Origin of the sequence: Micromonospora sp. NPDC023966, from assembly GCF_040639095.1 — a bacterium.
GTDB lineage: Bacteria > Actinomycetota > Actinomycetes > Mycobacteriales > Micromonosporaceae > Micromonospora.
Genome location: NZ_JBEZZJ010000001.1, coordinates 304,289 through 320,353, shown reverse-complemented (window position 1 = coordinate 320,353; position 16,065 = coordinate 304,289). Strand labels below are relative to the sequence as shown.

Genomic DNA, 16,065 nt, shown 5'->3' with positions numbered 1-16,065 from the left:
GAAGGCCCCCGGTCCGCGCGGACCGGGGGCCTTCGTGCTGCTCGGGGTCGATCAGTACGGTCGTCGGTAGCCGGCGACCGGCATGTAGGCGATCTTGGCGACCTGGACCGGTTTGCCGGTCCGTGGCGCGTGCACCATCAGCCCGTTACCGAGGTAGAGCCCGACATGGTGCAGGTCGCTGTAGAAGAAGATCAGGTCGCCCGGTCTGGCATCGCTGGCGGAGATCTTCCTGCCCTCGTTCCACTGCGCGCCGGTGAAGTGGGTGAGGGAGATGCCCGCCGCCTTGTAGGCGTACTGGGTGAGACCGGAGCAGTCGAACGAGTTGGGCCCGGTGGCACCCCAGACGTACGGGTCACCGACCTGAAGGCAGGCCGTCTTGATCGCGGTCCGCGCGGCGCTGCTCACCACGCCGTCGATGGCCGGGCAGCCCTCCGGGCGGATCGAGGTCACCGGCAGCATCGCGGTCAGCCGCTTGATCTCGGAGTCGATCTGCTTCTTCTTCGCCGCCAGCTCGTTGCTCTGCTTGACCTCGGTGGCGATCAGCGCGTCCAGCTTCTGCTTCTGCCGGTTGTACTTGTCCCGGACGGCGAGCACGCCGGCGATCTGCCTGCGCTGGTCGTCGGCGAGCCGGTCGAGGATGACCAGCTGCTCGGCGAGCGTGCCGGGCTTGGTGTTCACCAGCAGGGCGCCGAGGTCCTGGGACGGGCCCTGGATGTAGTAGCGGGCGGCGATGTCGCCGACCTTGTTCATCGCCAGCGCCGACTCCAGTTCGAGCGGCACCATCTTCTTCTCGAGGTCGGCCGACTTCTTCTTGTTGGCCTTGAGCTGGGCGCGCACCTTGTTGTACTGCTCGATGGTGGGCTCGAGCTGCTCCCACTGCTTGTCGATCTGGGCGTCGATCTCGTCCACCGACGGCGCCGCGTGCGCCGGGGCCGCGAGCAGCCCGGCGCCGACCGCGACGGCGGCGACCACGGTGAGGAGACGGCGTACCACCCGGTGGAACCCGGCCGGTCGGCCGGGCGACTGGCTCGGGGCGTGACGAGGAGGGGGCATGGTTGCCACCGGCACGGACTCCTTTGCAACCGACCGCCGGGCGCCTCGCGAGAGGGAAGATCGAGGCAGACGACCCACAGCGGTCGGTGCCCCACATTAGGGAAGGCACCGGGGTGGAATCAAGGCGACCTTTGGTTCAATCACGTCTGCGCAACCGCTTGCGTACCAAGGGTATTCGTTCACTTGCCAACGATCGCGGTCAATACGTCGTCGAGGGTCACCACACCGAGCGGTCGACGCCCGTCGCTCACCAGCACCATGTGCCGGCGCTCCCGCCGCATCGAGAGCAGCAGATCAGCCAGCGTACGGTCGGGCGGCACCACGGCCAGCGGCCGGTAGACCTCGGCGGGCACCGGCGCCCGGCGGCCGGTGCCCGCGTAGCCGAGCACGTCCTTGACGTGCACGAAGCCGAGCACCCGGCGGGTGGACCGTCGCACCACCGGGAAGCGGGACCGGCCGGTGCGGGTGGCCAGCACCTCCAGCGACGCCGGTGAGACGTCCTCGGCCACCGTGGTCACCGTCGACCAGGGTTGCAGGGCGTCGGCCGCGGTGCGGCTGTGCAGGGCCAGCGCGCCGGTGATCCGGGCGTGCTCCTCGGCGTCCAGCAACCCCTCGGTACGCGCCTGCGAGACCAGACCGGCCAACTCCTCCGCCGTGAACACGGTCTTCACGGCGTCGGTCGCCTCGACCCGCCACAACCGCAGCACCTGCCGGGCAGACCACTTCATGGCCAGCAGCAGCGGCTTGGTGGCCAGGCAGAAGGCGAGCATGGCCGGGCCCAGCCAGAGCGCCGACGGCTCCGGGCCGGCCAGGGTGATGTTCTTCGGCACCATCTCGCCGACCACGGTGTGCAGGAAGACCACCACGCCCAGGGCGATCACGAACGCCACCGGATGCACCGCCGAGGCCGGCAGGCCGACCGCCTCGAACGGGGTCTCCAGCAGGTGGGCCAGCGCCGGCTCGGCGATCGCGCCGAGACCGAGCGAGCAGACCGTGATGCCGAGCTGCGCCCCGGCGATCATCAACGGGATCTGGTTCATCGCGGACAGCGCCCACCGGGCCCGCTTCGAGGTCGCCGCCAGCGGTTCGAGCACCGTCCGGCGGGAGGCGATCAGGGCGAACTCGCTGCCCACGAAGAAGGCGTTGCCGAGCAGCAGAACCAGGGCGATCAGCAGTTCACTCACCGTCGTCGGGCTCCTCCGGGCGGACCACCCGGACCTGCTCGATCCGGTGCCGGTCGACCTCCACCACGGTGAACTCGTACCCGGTCTCCTCGACCGTCTCGCCGGGCACCGGGATGTGCCCGAGCCGGGCCATCAGGAAGCCGGCGAGGGTCTCGTACGGCCCCTCGGGCAGCCGGAAACCGGTCTGCTCGACCAGCTCGTCCTCGCGGAGCACGCCGTCCACCAGCACGGTCCGCTCGCCGCCCGGCACGGTCAGCTCGACCGGGCCGAGGTCGTCCACCGCGGCCGGGTCGAACTCGTCGGCGATCTCCCCGACCAGCTCCTCGACCAGGTCCTCCACGGTCACCACGCCGTCGGTGCCGCCGTACTCGTCGACCACGATGGCCAGGTCGGCGCCGGCGTCCTTGAGCGCGGCCAGCACGCCGTCGAGGTCGAGACTCTCCGGGACGTACACCGGTTCGCGGGCGACCGCGGCGACCGTGGTGGCGGCCCGGCTGGCCAGCGGCACGCCGAGCGCGTCCGGCACCCCCGCCACGCCGGTGACCAGGTCCAGCGTCTCCTCGTAGACCGGGAACCGGGTCCGGCCGGTCTGACGGGACAGGTCCAGCAGCTCGGCGACGGTCGCGCTGGCGCGCAACGCGATCACGTCGACCCGGGGGGTCATCGCCTCGGCGGCCCGCTTGTCGCCGAACCGGATGGTGCGGCGCAGCAGCATCGCGGTGTCCGGCGGCAGCGCCCCGGCCCGGGCCGAGATGGCCGCGAGCAGGCCCAGCTCCTCCGGGGACCGCGCGCTGGCCAGCTCCTCCTGCGGCTCCACGCCGAGCCACCGGACCAGCCGGTTGGCCGAGTCGTTGAGCAGCCGGATCAGCCAGCCGAAGGTGCGGGAGAAGGTCCGCATCGGCCCCGCCGTGCCGAGCGCCGTGGGCATCGGCCGGGCCAGCGCGAGGTTCTTCGGCACCAGCTCGCCGAAGAGCATCGAGATCAGGGTGGCCAGCGCCAGGGCGAGCAGCCCGCTGAACCGTTCCGCCCCGCCGACCGGGCGCAGCAGCGGCGCGAAGAGCCGGGCCAGCGCCGGCTCGGCCAGGTAGCCGGTGAGCAGCGCGGTGATGGTGATGCCGAGCTGGGCGCCGGAGAGCTGGAAGGAGAGCTCGCGCAGCGCCCGGCGTACGGTGACGGCCTGCCCGTCGCCCTCGCCGGCCCGCCGGTCGATCTCCGCCCGGTCGACGGTGACCAGGGCGAACTCGGCCGCGACGAAGAACGCGTTGCCGGCGGTCAGCAGCACGAAGCCGACCAGGGGCAACAGCGTGGTAACCAGCAGGCCGTCGATGAGCGCGATTGTTCCACGGGGCGCCGGCCGGCACGAACCGGCGGCGGCACCCGGGTGGGTGCCGCCGCCGTCGTGGTTTCAGCTCTTGGCCGGGGTACGCCTCAGCCGGCGACCGACTCGGTCTCCTTCTCGCCCGCCGGGGCCTCCGGCTTGACCGAGCGGAGCAGCACGCTGGCCACGTCGACGACCTCGACCTGCTCGCCCGCGCCCTTGCCGTTGACCCCGTCGTTGAGCATCGTCGAGCAGAACGGGCAGCCGACCGCGATGGTCTTCGCCCCGGTGGACATGGCCTCCTCGACCCGGTCCACGTTGATCCGCTTGCCGATCTTCTCTTCCATCCACATCCGGGCGCCGCCGGCGCCGCAGCAGAAGGAGCGCTCGCTGTTGCGCGGCATCTCGGTCAGCTCGCCCTCGATGGCGTCGCCGAGCACCTCGCGCGGAGCGGCGAAGACCCGGTTGTGCCGGCCCAGGTAGCAGGGGTCGTGGTAGGTCACGCCGCCGTCGACCGGCTGCACCGGCGTGAGCTTGCCGGCGCTGACCAGGTGGGCCAGCAGCTGGGTGTGGTGCACCACCTCGAACTCGCCGCCGAGCTGGCCGTACTCGTTGCCCAGCGTGTTGAAGCAGTGCGGGCAGGTGGCGACGATCTTCCGCTTGCTCTTCTCCCGGCCCTCGAACGCCTCGTTCAACGCCTCGACGTTCTGCTGGGCGAGCATCTGGAAGACGAACTCGTTGCCGATCCGCCGGGCCGGGTCACCGGAGCAGGTCTCGCCCTCGCCGAGGATGGCGAAGGAGACGCCGGCCTCGTTGAGCAGCGTGGCCACCGCGCGGGTGGTCTTCTTGGCCCGGTCCTCGAACGCGCCGGCGCAGCCGACCCAGAACAGGTACTCGAAGTCGTCGACCTCGCCGACGCGCGGCACCTCGAAGCCGAGGCCCTTGGTCCAGTCCTCCCGGGTGTTCTGCGGGGCGCCCCACGGGTTGCCCTTGTTCTCCAGGTTGCGGAGCATGACGCCGGCCTCGGACGGGAAGCTCGACTCGATCAGCACCTGGTAGCGGCGCATGTCGACGATGTGGTCGACGTGCTCGATGTCGACCGGGCACTGCTCGACGCAGGCGCCGCAGGTGGTGCAGGACCAGAGCACGTCCGGGTCGATGACCCCGCCCTCCTCGGCGGTGCCGATCAGCGGCCGGTCGGCCTCGGCGAGGGCCAGCACGTCCATGTGGGCGAGCTGCGCGGCGGTGGCCTTCTCCTCGCCGGTCAGGTCCTTGCCACCGCCGGCCAGCAGGTACGGCGCCTTGGCGTACGCGTGGTCGCGCAGGCTCAGCACGAGCAGCTTCGGCGACAACGGCTTGCCGGTGTTCCAGGCCGGGCACTGCGACTGGCAGCGGCCACACTCGGTGCAGGTGCTGAAGTCCAGCAGGCCCTTCCAGGTGAACTGCTCGACCTGGGCGACGCCGAACTGGTCCTTCTCCGGGTCGGCCTCCTCGAAGTCGAGCGGCTTGCCGTCGCTCATCATCGGCCGCAGCGCGCCCAGGCCGGAGCCGGCCGCCTTCTCGGGCTCACGCTTGAAGAAGATGTTGGGGAACGCCAGGAACCGGTGCCAGGCGACACCCATGGTGACGTTCAGCGAGATCACGATGAGCCAGGTCATCGAGATGACGATCTTGATGAGGGCGGCCACGCTGACGCCGGCCGTCCAGGCCGGGAGCGCGGCGCCGACCGCGTGGCTGAGCGGGGTGGCCCAGACCGGGTACTCGAAGTGGTCGGTGGCGACCTTGAAGCCCCGGATCACGAAGCCGAAGATCAGGACCAGCAGCACGACCCACTCGACGAAGTAGCCCTGCCACATGGTCGAGCCGGTGAACCGGGAGCGGTTGCCCGGCCGGTTGGGCCGGTTGCGCAGCCGGATCGCCATCAGCACCACGATGCCGGCCAGGCCCAGGATCCCGATCCACTCGGTGGCCAGGCCGAAGACCGTCCAGTGCCCGATGATCGGCAGCCCGCCGCCGGGGGTCACCACCTCGAAGTACGCCTCGAGCACCAGCAGCGACAGCACGATGAACCCGACCATCACGAACCAGTGCGCCGCGCCCACCACGCCCCACTTGAGCATGCGGGTGTGGCCGGCGGTCTCCACCAGCATCTTCTTCGTGCGGGCGCCCTTGTCGCCGAACCGCTCCGGCGCGGGTTGCCCGAGCCGGATGACGGCCGTCATCTTCATGACCGCGCGCACCGCAAGCCACACCGCCACGGCGGTGATGGCGGCCGCGAGGATCGTGGTGACGATCTGGACGCTGCCCATCGAGTTGGCCTCCCGGTCTGCTGCTTGTCAGTGCAGCCTACGCGCAAGGTTACCCATCAGTAACGTGAGTCATCTCGCATCCGGCCACGCCGCCCTGCCGACACCTTAGGGGCAGCGGACGCCGGGCGCCGGTCAGGGGCGTCCCGGCGTGACGTACGTCCATGGCCGGAGGGCGGCGGAACCGGTCAGCGCGAGGCGACCGGGTCAACGCCAGCGGGAGAGCAGGATCAGCGAGGAGACCATCGCGCCGAAGCCGACCGCGAGGTTCCAGTACCCCCACGTCGCGACGGGGTACGCCTGCTCGGAGAGGTAGTAGACGACCAGCCAGCCGATGCCCACCACGATCAGCGCGACAGCGGTGATCGGCAGCCAGACCGGGCTAGGCTTGCGCGTCGCCGCCGTCGCCGTCGGACGTACGTCCGTCGGCGGGGTGTACACCTTCTTCTTGCGGACCTGAGACTTGGGCACGACGCTCTCCAGAGGGGGGTACGACCTCGTCCGGCCTGACAACCGGGCGCGGGGGCGACGGTCCATGGCCAATAATGTTCGACAGCTAGCGTAGTCCCGACGGACCGTCCAGGCCACGAATGGGGTCAGGCCGGTGCGAGGAGTGACCGAAAAGGGCGGGACTTTTCGGGTCGAGCAGACCGGTCCGCGCCCTCGCGGCCGGAACGAGACGACGGGAAAGGGAACGCCCGGTGGAGTACACGTCCGGCGCCGCCTCCTGGCAGAAGGTCCTCCGGCGCGCGGTGGTCGGCCTGCTGCCCCGGCGGCCGCGCCAGCGCCGACCGGGCTGGTCGATCGGCGTCCCCCTGATCGCCGCCGCGGCCGGGCTCCTGTTCACCACGACCGCGACCACCGCCGGCGGCACACCGCTGCGCGAGGACCGGCGCCCCCAGCTCACCCAGTTGATCGAGGACCGGCGGGAGCAGGTCGCGGCCAGCGAGGCGAAGGCGGCCCGGCTGCGCGCCGAGGTCGAGGAGCAGACCGGCGCCCTGGCCGGCGCCGACGGGCCGATCAAGGCGCAGCGGGACCGGGCCGCCGCCAGCCGGCAGGCCGCCGGGTTCACGGCGCTCACCGGCAGCGGCATCACCATCGAACTGAACGACGCGCCCCGGCGTGCCGACCAGAGCCTGCCCAAAGGTGCCAGCAACGACGACCTGGTCGTCCACCAGGGTGACGTCCAGGCGGTCGTGAACGCGCTCTGGGCGGGCGGCGCCGAGGCCATGTCAATCATGAATGTCCGCGTGCTCAGCACCAGCGCGGTACGCTGCGTCGGAAACACCCTGCTGCTGCACGGCCGGGTGTACTCCCCTCCTTTCAAGATCGTGGCAATCGGCGACCCTGCCGCCTTCCAGCGGGAGCTCGCCGCGTCTGAGGGAGTCCGGTTGTTCAGGGAAGCCGTCGACCACTACCAGCTCGGCTACTCCGAGACCGTCTCCACGGTCACGGTGCCGGCGTTCGAGGACTCGACCGCACTGCAGTCGGCGAAGGTGCCCAGGTGACACCGGACGTCCCCCGGGAGCGGGACGGGCGCCACCGCGACCAGGACGAGGACCCGAGCGCCTTCCTCCCGAAGGTCGACCGACCGGCGCCCGCGCCGCCCCGCCCCCCGCTCGACCTGCCCTGGCCGGACCGGGAGGCGCCACCCTCGGCCACCGAACAACGGCCGGCCCCGTCGCGCCCGCCCGCGTCCCCGCCGCCGGCCTGGCCCGGCGACCGGAGCCGCCAGCCGGCGCCCGCCGCCCGGCCGGTGTCACCGCCCCCCACCGGCGGCCCCCAGGCGGGGTGGTCCGACACGGCACCGCCGGTGCGCGGCGCCACACCGGAACGGCCCGCTGACGCCTGGTCCGAAGGACGCCCGCCCGCCACGCCACAGCGGCCCGCCGACGGCCCTGGTGGGCGGCTCGACGGGCGGCAGCACGGTCCCGGCACGCGCGGGCCGCAGCCGACCTCCGACGGACGGGCGGACCCGTACCAGCGCGGTCGCGGCCACGACGGACCCGACAGGATTCCCGACGAGCCCGGACGCCGGCTCGACGCACCGACCGCCGAGGTACGGCCGTCCGCTCCCGCTGACGCGCCGACCGCGTTCATCCCCCCGCTCGGCGAGCGGCCGGAGCGCCGCCCCGCCGGTGGACCGCTGCGTCCCGGCGCGCCGGGAGCCGGCGTACCCCGGCCGGAAGGGCCGGCCGGCGGCGGCGCGGCGCGTCCGGCGGACCCGGGGGCGACCGCGGTGATCCCGGCCGTCAGCCGCCCGGCGGCCGCTCCGGCGCTGGACTCCACCGCGCTCATGGGTGCCGTGCCCCCGGTCCGGGACACCGGCGGCGGTGGCGGCGACGAGACCACCCCCGCGGCCGAGCCGCCGAGTCCCCGCCGCGGGGAGCGGGTGGTGCGGCTCCGGCCGGAGCAGACCGGCGAGGGCTACAAGAGCGTCTACTCCGAGCTGACCCGCCCCACCGTCGGTTCCCGGCTGCGGACGATCGTGCGCGGCACTGGCGAGGTGCTGATCACCTTCGGCCTGGTGGTGCTGCTGTTCGCCGGCTACGAGATCTGGGGCAAGGCGGTGATCGTCGACGCCCACCAGAACGACCTGAGCAGCCAGCTCGCCCAGGAGTGGGGTGCGGACCCGACGGTCGGCCCGACCACCGGGCCGAGCACCAAGCCGAAGCCGCCGGCCGAGGGCAAGCCGGTCGCCGGGCTCTACATCCCAAAGCTCGACAAGCACTGGGTGGTGGTCGAGGGGGTCACGCCGGACGACATCCGGTACGCCCCGGGTCACTACCCGAAGAGCGCCATGCCGGGCCAGGTGGGCAACTTCGCCGTGGCCGGGCACCGCATCCGGGCCACCTTCTGGCGGCTGGACGAGCTGCGCGCCGGCGACGCCATCGTGGTCGAGACCCAGGGCGAGTGGTTCGTCTACAGGGTCTACCAGCAGCGGATCGTCAAGCCCTATCAGGTCGAGGTCGTCGCACCGGTGCCCGGCAAGCCGAGCGAGCAGCCGACCGAGAAGCTGCTCACCCTGACCACCTGCAACCCCAAGTTCGACAACTACCAGCGGCTGATCATCCACGCGCGGCTGGACCACGTCCAGGCCAAGGCGGCGGGTCGCCCGGCCGAGCTGGAGGGCTGAGGCGTGTACGGCTGGATCTGGCGGAAGCTGCCGCTCGGGCTGCCCGGGAAGCTGATCGGCTCGGTGCTGCTGGCCGCCGCGACGGTCGCCCTGCTCTGGTTCGTGGTCTTCCCCTGGGCGGAACCCCTCCTCCCCTTCGACGACGTGCAGGTCACCCAGGACTCCGGCGTGCCGGGGGACGACGGCGGGCTCACGGAGCCGAGTGAGCGGCCGTCCGAGGAGGAGATCCCCTACAGCACCGAGACGAACAACGCCCCGCCCTCCACCCCGAGCAGGTGACCCCGATGCGCATCCTCGTGATCGACAACTACGACTCGTTCGTCTTCAACCTCGTGCAATATCTGGGCCAGCTCGGCGTGGACTGCGAGGTGCGGCGAAACGACGAGATCGACGTCGCCGAGGTGGGCCGGGTGGGCGCCGCCGGGGTGCTGCTCTCGCCCGGGCCGGGCAGCCCGGACCGCGCCGGCATCTGCCTCGACGTGATCAAGGAGTACGCCGGCAGGCTTCCCCTCTTCGGGGTCTGCCTCGGTCACCAGGCCATCGGCGAGGCGTTCGGCGCGACGGTGACCCGGGCGCCGGAGCTGCTGCACGGCAAGACCTCCCTGGTGAGCCACCACGGGGTGGGGGTGCTGGCCGGCCTGCCCGACCCGTTCACCGCCACCCGGTACCACTCGCTGGCCGTCCTGCCCGAGACGCTTCCCGACGAGCTGGAGGTCACCGGCCGGACCGGCTCCGGCGTGGTGATGGCCATGCGGCACCGCACCCTGCCGATCGAGGGCGTCCAGTTCCACCCCGAGTCGGTGCTGACCGAGGGTGGCCACCTCATGCTGGCCAACTGGCTCGCCGTCTGCGGCTTCCCGCAGGCGCTGGAGCGGGCCCCGGAGCTCGCCGCCGAAGTCGACGCCCGCCGCCGCGCCGCGTTCGCTACGGCCTGAGGGTTCGTTTACGCCGGCTACGCGAAGTGGCGGCGTCCGGGTCGACCGGACACCGCCACTTCGCCTGCCTGGAGCTGTTCGGTCAGGGCTGGTCGAACCGGCCGGGCGGCGAGGTCGGGAACGGCAGGCCACCCCCGGTGCCGGGAGAGGTCGGCGTCGTGCTCGGCGTCGGGCTGCCCGGGCTGGCGCTCTCGGTCGGCTCCGGCAGGGGAATGTCGACGTAGATCGTCACCCGCTCATTACGAGCCAGCTTCGTGTTGCCCTTGGGAGTCTGCCGGCTCACCTTGCCGACCTTGTCGGGCGTCACCTCGTCGCCGTCCAGCGTCCGCACCCTGTAGCCGGAGTTCTCCAGCAGCCTTGTCGCCTCTTCCTTGGAGAGGCCGAGGACGTTCGGCACCTCGTTCACGTTGCCCCGGGACACCTCCACCTCGACCGTGGAGTTCTCGAGGACCTTGCTGCCGGACTTGGGGTCGACCTGGGTGACGGTGCCCTTCTGGGCGCTGCCGTCCACCTCCTTGACGTCGACCTTGAGGCCCAGGTTCTCCAGCTGTGCCTGGACGTTCTCAAGCGTGGAGTTGACCAGGCCGGGCGGGATGGTGACCTGCTTCGGGCCGCCACAGATCTGGACCGTGACCGCGCTGTTCTTCTCCACCCGCTGGCCGAACGGCGGGTTCTGGCCGACCACGGTGCCCTTGTCGCAGGTGCTGTTCTGCACGGGCTCGCCCGCCGTGAACCGCAGCCCGGCCTGGGTGAGCGCGGCCTGCGCGTCTGCCTGGGTTTGGCCCTGCAGCTGCGGCACGGAGACCTTCTCGGCGCCGGTCTGGTTGAGCCAGAGCGCGGTGGCCAGGGCGATCACCGCGAGCACGCCGAGCGCGGCGAAGGTGGCGATCACCCAGGCCGAACTCTTCCGCTTGCGCGCATCGCCGACCCGGGCCGGCGGCTGCTGGCGGGTCTGCGGGCCCATCACCTGGGTCTGCTGGTAGCCGCCGCCGGCCGCGGCCGGCCCCATCGGCATGGTCTCCTCGGCCGGCATGACCGGGGTGGCCAGCACCGGCCGGCCGGCGGCGGCGCGGAGCAGGTCCGCCCGCATCTCGCCGGCGCTCTGGTAGCGGTTCAGCGGGTTCTTCGACAGCGCCTTGAGGACGATGGCGTCGACGGCGGGGTTCACGTCCGGGTTGATGGTGCTCGGGGTGGGCGGCTGCTCCCGTACGTGCTGGTAGGCGACGCTGACCGGGCTGTCCCCGACGAACGGCGGGTGCCCGCAGAGCAGCTCGAACAGCACGCAGCCGGCCGCGTAGACGTCGGAGCGGGCGTCGACCGCCTCGCCGCGCGCCTGCTCCGGGGAGAGGTACTGCGCGGTGCCGATGACCGCGCTGGTCTGTGTCATCGTGGTGGCGCCGCTGGCCAGCGCCCGGGCGATGCCGAAGTCCATCACCTTGACCTGGCCGGTCTGGGTGAGCATCACGTTGCCGGGCTTGATGTCCCGGTGGATGATCCCGTGCCGGTGGCTGAACTCCAGCGCCGCGCACATGTCGGCGCAGATCTCCAGCGCCCGGCGCGGCTGGAGCCGGCCCTCGGCGCCGAGCACCTCCTTGAGGGTCCGCCCGTTGACGAACTCCATCACGATGAACGGCAGCGTCTCGCCGGTCGGGGCGGTCTCCTCGCCGGTGTCGTAGACCGCGACGATGGCCGGGTGGTTCAGCGAGGCGGCGTTCTGCGCCTCACGGCGGAACCGCATCTGGAAGGTCGCGTCCCGGGCCAGGTCGGTCCGGAGCATCTTGATCGCGACATCCCGACCGAGCCGGAGATCGCGACCACGGTGCACCTCCGCCATGCCGCCGTAGCCGAGCAGCTCGCCGACCTGGTACCTGCCACCGAGCAGGCGGGCCTGCGCTGTCATCGCGTCTCTCGTCCTTCGCTCGTCGTCGTCTCGCCGCCAGCCGGCTGGAGCCGTACCTCACGACGGTACGACGTGGGAGCCGGATAGTCGCCCCCGTGGACCCGCACCGCGCCGGAGGTCACGCTCACCGGAGCAAGCGCGCCGGGGTCACCGGCCGCTGCGTTGTTCCGGATCTGGTAGGAAATCACCCCGGAACAGACAAGGACCAGCACGGCCAACACGATGGCCAGCAGCCACCGCCCGGCGTGGGACCGGCGCGGGGTGGGCGCGACCGGCGGCCGGGCGTACCCGAGGGGGTTGTGCTGCCGGGGCGGCGGGACGGCCGCCGCGCCGCGCGGCGCCACCGGCGGGCGCGGCTGCGGGGCCGGCGCCACCGCGGTCGGGCGCGGCGCGACCGGCGGGCGGGCCGGCACCGTGGGTGGGCGGGGCTGCGGTCGCGTGGCCGTCGGGACCTGCGCCCGCGCGGCCGGCGCGGCCGGGGAGGCGGGTACGCCGGAGATTGGGTGGCCACCCCGGGCCTGCTGCGACAGGGCGAGCTTGGCCTGCCGGGCGACGCTCGCCAGGGCCGCTGCGCTGGGCCAGCGGGCCGCCGGGTCCTTCGCCAGGGCCCGCTCGACGATGGTCCGGACCTGCGGCGGGATGTCGGCCGGGAGCGGCCGGGGTGCCTCGCGCACGTGCTTCATGGCGATCTCGAGCGGGTTGTCCCCCTCGAACGGCCGCCGGCCGGCCAGGCACTGGTACGCGACCACGCCGAGCGCGTAGACGTCCGAGGCGGGCGTGGCGACCGCGCCGGTGGCCTGCTCGGGCGAGATGTACGACGCGGTGCCGAGCACCGAGCCGGCGGCGGTGAGCTGCCCGACCAGGTCGGAGCGGGCGATGCCGAAGTCGGTGAGCACCAGCGTGCCGTTCGGCCGGACCAGCAGGTTGCCGGGCTTCACGTCGCGGTGCACGATGCCCTTTTCGTGCGCGGCGTGCAGCGCGTCGGCGGCCTGGGCGAGCAGGGCCATCGTCCGGGCCGGGGTGAGCCGGCCGACCCGGCTGAGCGTCGAGGAGAGTGCGTCGCCCTCCACGTACTCCATGATCAGGAAGGCGATCTGCTGGTCGCTGCCGAAGTCGTAGACGTCGACCACGCCCGGGTGGTTGATGGTGGCCATGGTGCGCGCCTCGCCGCGGAAACGCTCGGCGAAGCCCGGCTCGTCGAGCAGGGCGGGGAGCAGGCTCTTGACCGCGACCGTCCGGCCCAGCACCTGGTCGGTGCCACGCCACACGTCACCCATGCCGCCGCTGGCGATCCGCTCGTCGAGGCGGTAGCGGTTGCCGAGCTGCACCCCCGGGCTGAGCATCTCAGCGGCCTTCCGCGATGGCCGCCGCCATGATCCGGCCGCCGATCCGGGCCGCCTCGGCGCTGCCGCCGCTGCCCGCCTGCTCCAGTTCCACACACACCGCCGAGACCGGGGTGCCGTTCTTGTCCAGCGCGAAGCCGATGAACCAGCCGTGGTCGGGGGTGCCCGGGCCGGACTGGGCGGTGCCGGTCTTGCCCCCGACGGTGTAGCCGCTGATGGCGGCCTTCTTGCCGGTGCCGTCCTTCACCACGTTGACCATCATGTCCCGCAGGTCGCCGGCGACCTGGCCGCTGATCGGCCGGCGCAGCTCGCGCGGCTTGGCGGCGTCGTAGACGGTGGTGCGGTCCGGCCCGAGCAGCTGCTTGACCAGGTACGGCCGCATCTGGCTGCCGTCGTTGGCGACCGTGGCGGCGATCAGCGCGCCCTGGAGCGGGGTCATCCGCACGTTATTCTGGCCGATCGAGGACTGGGCCAGCGCGGCCGGGTCGGTGCTGCCGTCCGGGTTCTGCATGTCCCCGGTGCGGCTGGCCGCCACCGGCAGGCCGCCCTTCTCGCCGGACTCGCCGACGGTGAGGTCCTCCTGCTCGAAGCCGAACTGACGGGCCTTCTCCTTGATCTTGTCCGCGCCGAGCCGGACGCCGAGCTGGGCGAAGCCGGTGTTGCAGGACTCGGTCACCGCCGTCCGCAGGGTGACCTGGGCCTGCGGGCAGATCGACGGCGCGGCGTTGCGGATCGGCGAGCCGGACGTGGGCGGGGTGTAGCTCGATCCGGCCGGGATCTCGGTCTGCTGGGTGACGCCGTTCTCCAGCGCCGCCGCGGCCACCACGATCTTGAAGGTGGAGCCGGGCGGCAGGGTCTCGGCGAGCGCCCGGTTGGCCAGCGGGCGGTCCTTGTCCTTGTCGAGCTTGTTGTATTCGGCGGTCGCCTCGGTGGTGTCGTGACTGGCCAGCGGGTTCGGGTTGAAGCTCGGCATGGAGACCAGCGCCTGCACCGCACCCGTGCGCGGGTCGATCGCGATGGCCGCGCCCCGGGTCGCCCCGACCTGGTTGTCGTTGAGCTGCTTGTACGCCGTCTCCTGGGCCCGCTTGGAGAGGGTCAGCAGCACGTTGCCGCCACCGGTCTGGTCACCGGTGAACATGTCCTTGATCCGGTTGGCGATGAGCTGGTCGCTGGTGCCGGCGAGGAAGTCGTTCTCCAGCCGCTCGATGCCGGTGTCGCTCAGGTTGACCGGCTTGTAGCCGAGCACGTGCGCGTACATCGCCCCGCCGGGGTAGGTGCGCTGGAACTTCAGCTCGTCGTCGGTCTCCTTGCTGAGCGCGACCGCGGTGCCGCCGACCTCGATGTTGCCGCGCTTGCGCTCGTACTCGGCGACCTGGACCCGGCCGTTGTAGTCGCTGTTGCGGTATTCGTCCGCCTTGTAGGCCTGGATCCAGTTCAGGTTGGCGAAGAGCAGCCCGAACAGGATCATGACGACCACGCCGACGCGGCGCAGGGGTGCGTTCACGGCCGGATCACCTCCGTGGGGGCACCGTGCAACTGCTCGGGCGGCCCACCCGACGGCCGGGCCGCCGGGCCGCCACCTCCGGTCACCGGCCGGCGGGCGCCGTCGGAGACCCGGAGCAGCACCGCGATCAGCAGCCAGTTGGCCATCAGCGAGGAACCGCCGGCGGAGAGGAAGGGGGTGGTCTGACCGGTCAGCGGGATGAGCTTGCTGATCCCGCCGACGATGACGAAGACCTGCAGGCCCAGGGTGAAGGCCAGGCCGCCGGCGAGCAGCTTGCCGAACGAGTCCCGCACCGCCAGCGCGGCGCGCAGCCCCCGCTCGACGATCAGCAGGTAGATCACCAGCAGCGCGGAGAGGCCGAAGAGGCCGATCTCCTCACCGATGCCGGCGAAGATGAAGTCGGTCTGCACCTCGGGCAGCAGGGTGGGCTGGCCGCCGCCCGGGCCGGCCCCGAACAGGCCGCCCGTGCCGAGCGTGAGCAGGCCCTGGACGAGCTGGTAGCCCCGGTCGTACGGCTCGGCGAAGGGGTCCAGCCAGATCTGCGCCCGGTCGTAGAAGTTGGCGAACGGGCCGCCCACCGTGCTGCCCAGCACGTAGGCCAGGTAGGCGCCGCCGAAGAACAGGATCAGGCCGATGAGCAGCCAGCTCACCCGTTCGGTGGCGATGTAGAGCGTCACCACGAACATGCCGAAGTAGAGCAGCGACGTGCCCAGGTCCTTCTCGAAGACCAGGACCAGGAGGCTGATCAGCCAGACCACGAGGACCGGGCCGAGGTCCCGGCCGCGCGGGAAGTCGACCCCGAGCACCCGGCGGCTGGCCAGCGAGAGCACCTCGCGCTTGCGGACCAGGTAGTAGGCGAAGAAGGCGAGCAGGGCCAGCTTGGCGAACTCACCCGGCTGGATCTGCCCCAGCCCGGGCACGATGATCCAGAGCTTCGCCCCGTTGATCTCGGAGAACCGCGCCGGCAGTACCGCCGGGATCATCACCAGCACGATGCCGGCCAGCCCCAGGGTGTACGCGTAGCGCGACAGCGAGCGGTGGTCCCGCATGATCACCAGCAGCACGGCGGCGAGCACCACCGCGCCCAGCGTCCAGGCGAGCTGCTGCCCGCCGGTGCCGGCGAAGGTGGCCAGGCTCTCCCGCTGCTCCGAGGCGGCCTTGGCCAGGTCGTAGCGGCGCAGGAAGCCCACGCCGATGCCGTTGAGCAGGGCGACCGCCGGCAGCAGCGCCGGGTCGGCGAACGGCGCCAGCCACCGGATCACGAGGTGCAGGCCCAGGAAGACCAGCCCCAGCGCGGCGGCCGGGATCCAGAAGTCCGGGGTGACCGTGTCCAGCACGTTCGCCTCGACCGTCGCCGCGTACGCCGCCACCAGGACCATGGCGAGC

13 protein-coding genes are annotated in these 16,065 nt (G+C 72.0%); 4 read left to right on the top strand and 9 right to left on the bottom strand.

Annotated features, from left to right (window positions below; genetic code table 11):
* Positions 1 to 51: 51 nt before the first annotated feature.
* The 5 genes from AB0F68_RS01510 to AB0F68_RS01490 all read right to left on the bottom strand — a co-directional run bounded on the left by AB0F68_RS01510 (position 52) and on the right by AB0F68_RS01490 (position 6,332).
* Entirely contained in the window at positions 52 to 1,068 is a 1,017-nt protein-coding gene (locus tag AB0F68_RS01510; RefSeq protein ID WP_357332005.1) for an NlpC/P60 family protein, read from the bottom strand.
* Positions 1,069 to 1,232: 164 nt separating this feature from the next.
* A complete protein-coding gene (locus tag AB0F68_RS01505) occupies positions 1,233 to 2,237 on the bottom strand; it encodes a hemolysin family protein (protein ID WP_357332003.1) in 1,005 nt (334 codons plus the stop codon).
* Positions 2,230 to 3,537 (bottom strand): hemolysin family protein, encoded by a 1,308-nt coding sequence (locus AB0F68_RS01500; protein ID WP_357332001.1) that lies wholly within the window; start codon positions 3,535 to 3,537, stop codon positions 2,230 to 2,232. Before AB0F68_RS01500 ends, AB0F68_RS01505 begins: the two co-directional genes overlap by 8 nt.
* A gap of 128 nt (positions 3,538 to 3,665) precedes the next feature.
* Positions 3,666 to 5,864 carry a (Fe-S)-binding protein gene (locus AB0F68_RS01495; RefSeq protein WP_357331999.1) on the bottom strand — a complete coding sequence of 733 codons (2,199 nt, stop codon included), beginning with the start codon at positions 5,862 to 5,864 and terminating at the stop codon, positions 3,666 to 3,668.
* A gap of 204 nt (positions 5,865 to 6,068) precedes the next feature.
* The gene (locus tag AB0F68_RS01490; protein WP_091264673.1) at positions 6,069 to 6,332 is read right to left on the bottom strand and encodes a cell division protein CrgA; all 264 of its coding nucleotides are present in this window, start codon (positions 6,330 to 6,332) and stop codon (positions 6,069 to 6,071) included.
* 230 nt (positions 6,333 to 6,562) lie between these two features.
* On the opposite strand from AB0F68_RS01490, the gene AB0F68_RS01485 reads away from it, so the two are divergent.
* Genes AB0F68_RS01485 through AB0F68_RS01470 form a run of 4 tightly spaced genes read left to right on the top strand, consistent with a single transcriptional unit; the run spans position 6,563 to position 9,932 of the window.
* Positions 6,563 to 7,369 carry a DUF881 domain-containing protein gene (locus AB0F68_RS01485; protein WP_357331997.1) on the top strand — a complete coding sequence of 269 codons (807 nt, stop codon included), beginning with the start codon at positions 6,563 to 6,565 and terminating at the stop codon, positions 7,367 to 7,369.
* On the top strand, positions 7,366 to 8,997 hold the full coding sequence (locus AB0F68_RS01480; RefSeq protein ID WP_357331995.1) for a class E sortase: 1,632 nt from the start codon (positions 7,366 to 7,368) through the stop codon (positions 8,995 to 8,997). Before AB0F68_RS01485 ends, AB0F68_RS01480 begins: the two co-directional genes overlap by 4 nt.
* 3 nt (positions 8,998 to 9,000) lie before the next feature.
* On the top strand, positions 9,001 to 9,276 hold the full coding sequence (locus AB0F68_RS01475) for a hypothetical protein (RefSeq protein WP_357331993.1): 276 nt from the start codon (positions 9,001 to 9,003) through the stop codon (positions 9,274 to 9,276).
* A 5-nt stretch (positions 9,277 to 9,281) separates the two neighbouring features.
* Complete coding sequence (locus AB0F68_RS01470) at positions 9,282 to 9,932, top strand: aminodeoxychorismate/anthranilate synthase component II (protein ID WP_357331991.1); 651 nt, start codon at positions 9,282 to 9,284, stop codon at positions 9,930 to 9,932.
* Between the two features lie 82 nt (positions 9,933 to 10,014).
* On the opposite strand, the gene pknB is transcribed toward AB0F68_RS01470, so the two are convergent.
* From pknB to AB0F68_RS01450, 4 genes are read right to left on the bottom strand one after another with little or no spacing between them, the layout of a single operon-like run.
* A complete protein-coding gene (gene pknB / locus AB0F68_RS01465; protein ID WP_357331989.1) occupies positions 10,015 to 11,832 on the bottom strand; it encodes a Stk1 family PASTA domain-containing Ser/Thr kinase in 1,818 nt (605 codons plus the stop codon).
* Positions 11,829 to 13,175 carry a protein kinase gene (locus AB0F68_RS01460; RefSeq protein WP_357331987.1) on the bottom strand — a complete coding sequence of 449 codons (1,347 nt, stop codon included), beginning with the start codon at positions 13,173 to 13,175 and terminating at the stop codon, positions 11,829 to 11,831. Before AB0F68_RS01460 ends, pknB begins: the two co-directional genes overlap by 4 nt.
* Position 13,176: 1 nt before the next feature.
* Complete coding sequence (locus AB0F68_RS01455) at positions 13,177 to 14,679, bottom strand: penicillin-binding transpeptidase domain-containing protein (RefSeq protein ID WP_357331985.1); 1,503 nt, start codon at positions 14,677 to 14,679, stop codon at positions 13,177 to 13,179.
* Positions 14,676 to 16,058: an FtsW/RodA/SpoVE family cell cycle protein gene (locus AB0F68_RS01450; protein WP_357332862.1), complete on the bottom strand. Its 1,383-nt coding sequence runs from the start codon at positions 16,056 to 16,058 to the stop codon at positions 14,676 to 14,678. Before AB0F68_RS01450 ends, AB0F68_RS01455 begins: the two co-directional genes overlap by 4 nt.
* Positions 16,059 to 16,065 lie beyond the last annotated feature (7 nt).

Excerpts from the sequence above, each read along its gene's own strand:
- AB0F68_RS01460 (WP_357331987.1), bottom strand. The coding sequence starts at position 13,175 with ATGCTCAGCCCGGGGGTGCAGCTCGGCAACCGCTACCGCCTCGACGAG.
- AB0F68_RS01495 (WP_357331999.1), bottom strand. The coding sequence starts at position 5,864 with ATGGGCAGCGTCCAGATCGTCACCACGATCCTCGCGGCCGCCATCACC.
- AB0F68_RS01450 (WP_357332862.1), bottom strand. The coding sequence starts at position 16,058 with ATGGTCCTGGTGGCGGCGTACGCGGCGACGGTCGAGGCGAACGTGCTG.
- AB0F68_RS01470 (WP_357331991.1), top strand. The coding sequence starts at position 9,282 with ATGCGCATCCTCGTGATCGACAACTACGACTCGTTCGTCTTCAACCTC.
- pknB (WP_357331989.1), bottom strand. The coding sequence starts at position 11,832 with ATGACAGCGCAGGCCCGCCTGCTCGGTGGCAGGTACCAGGTCGGCGAG.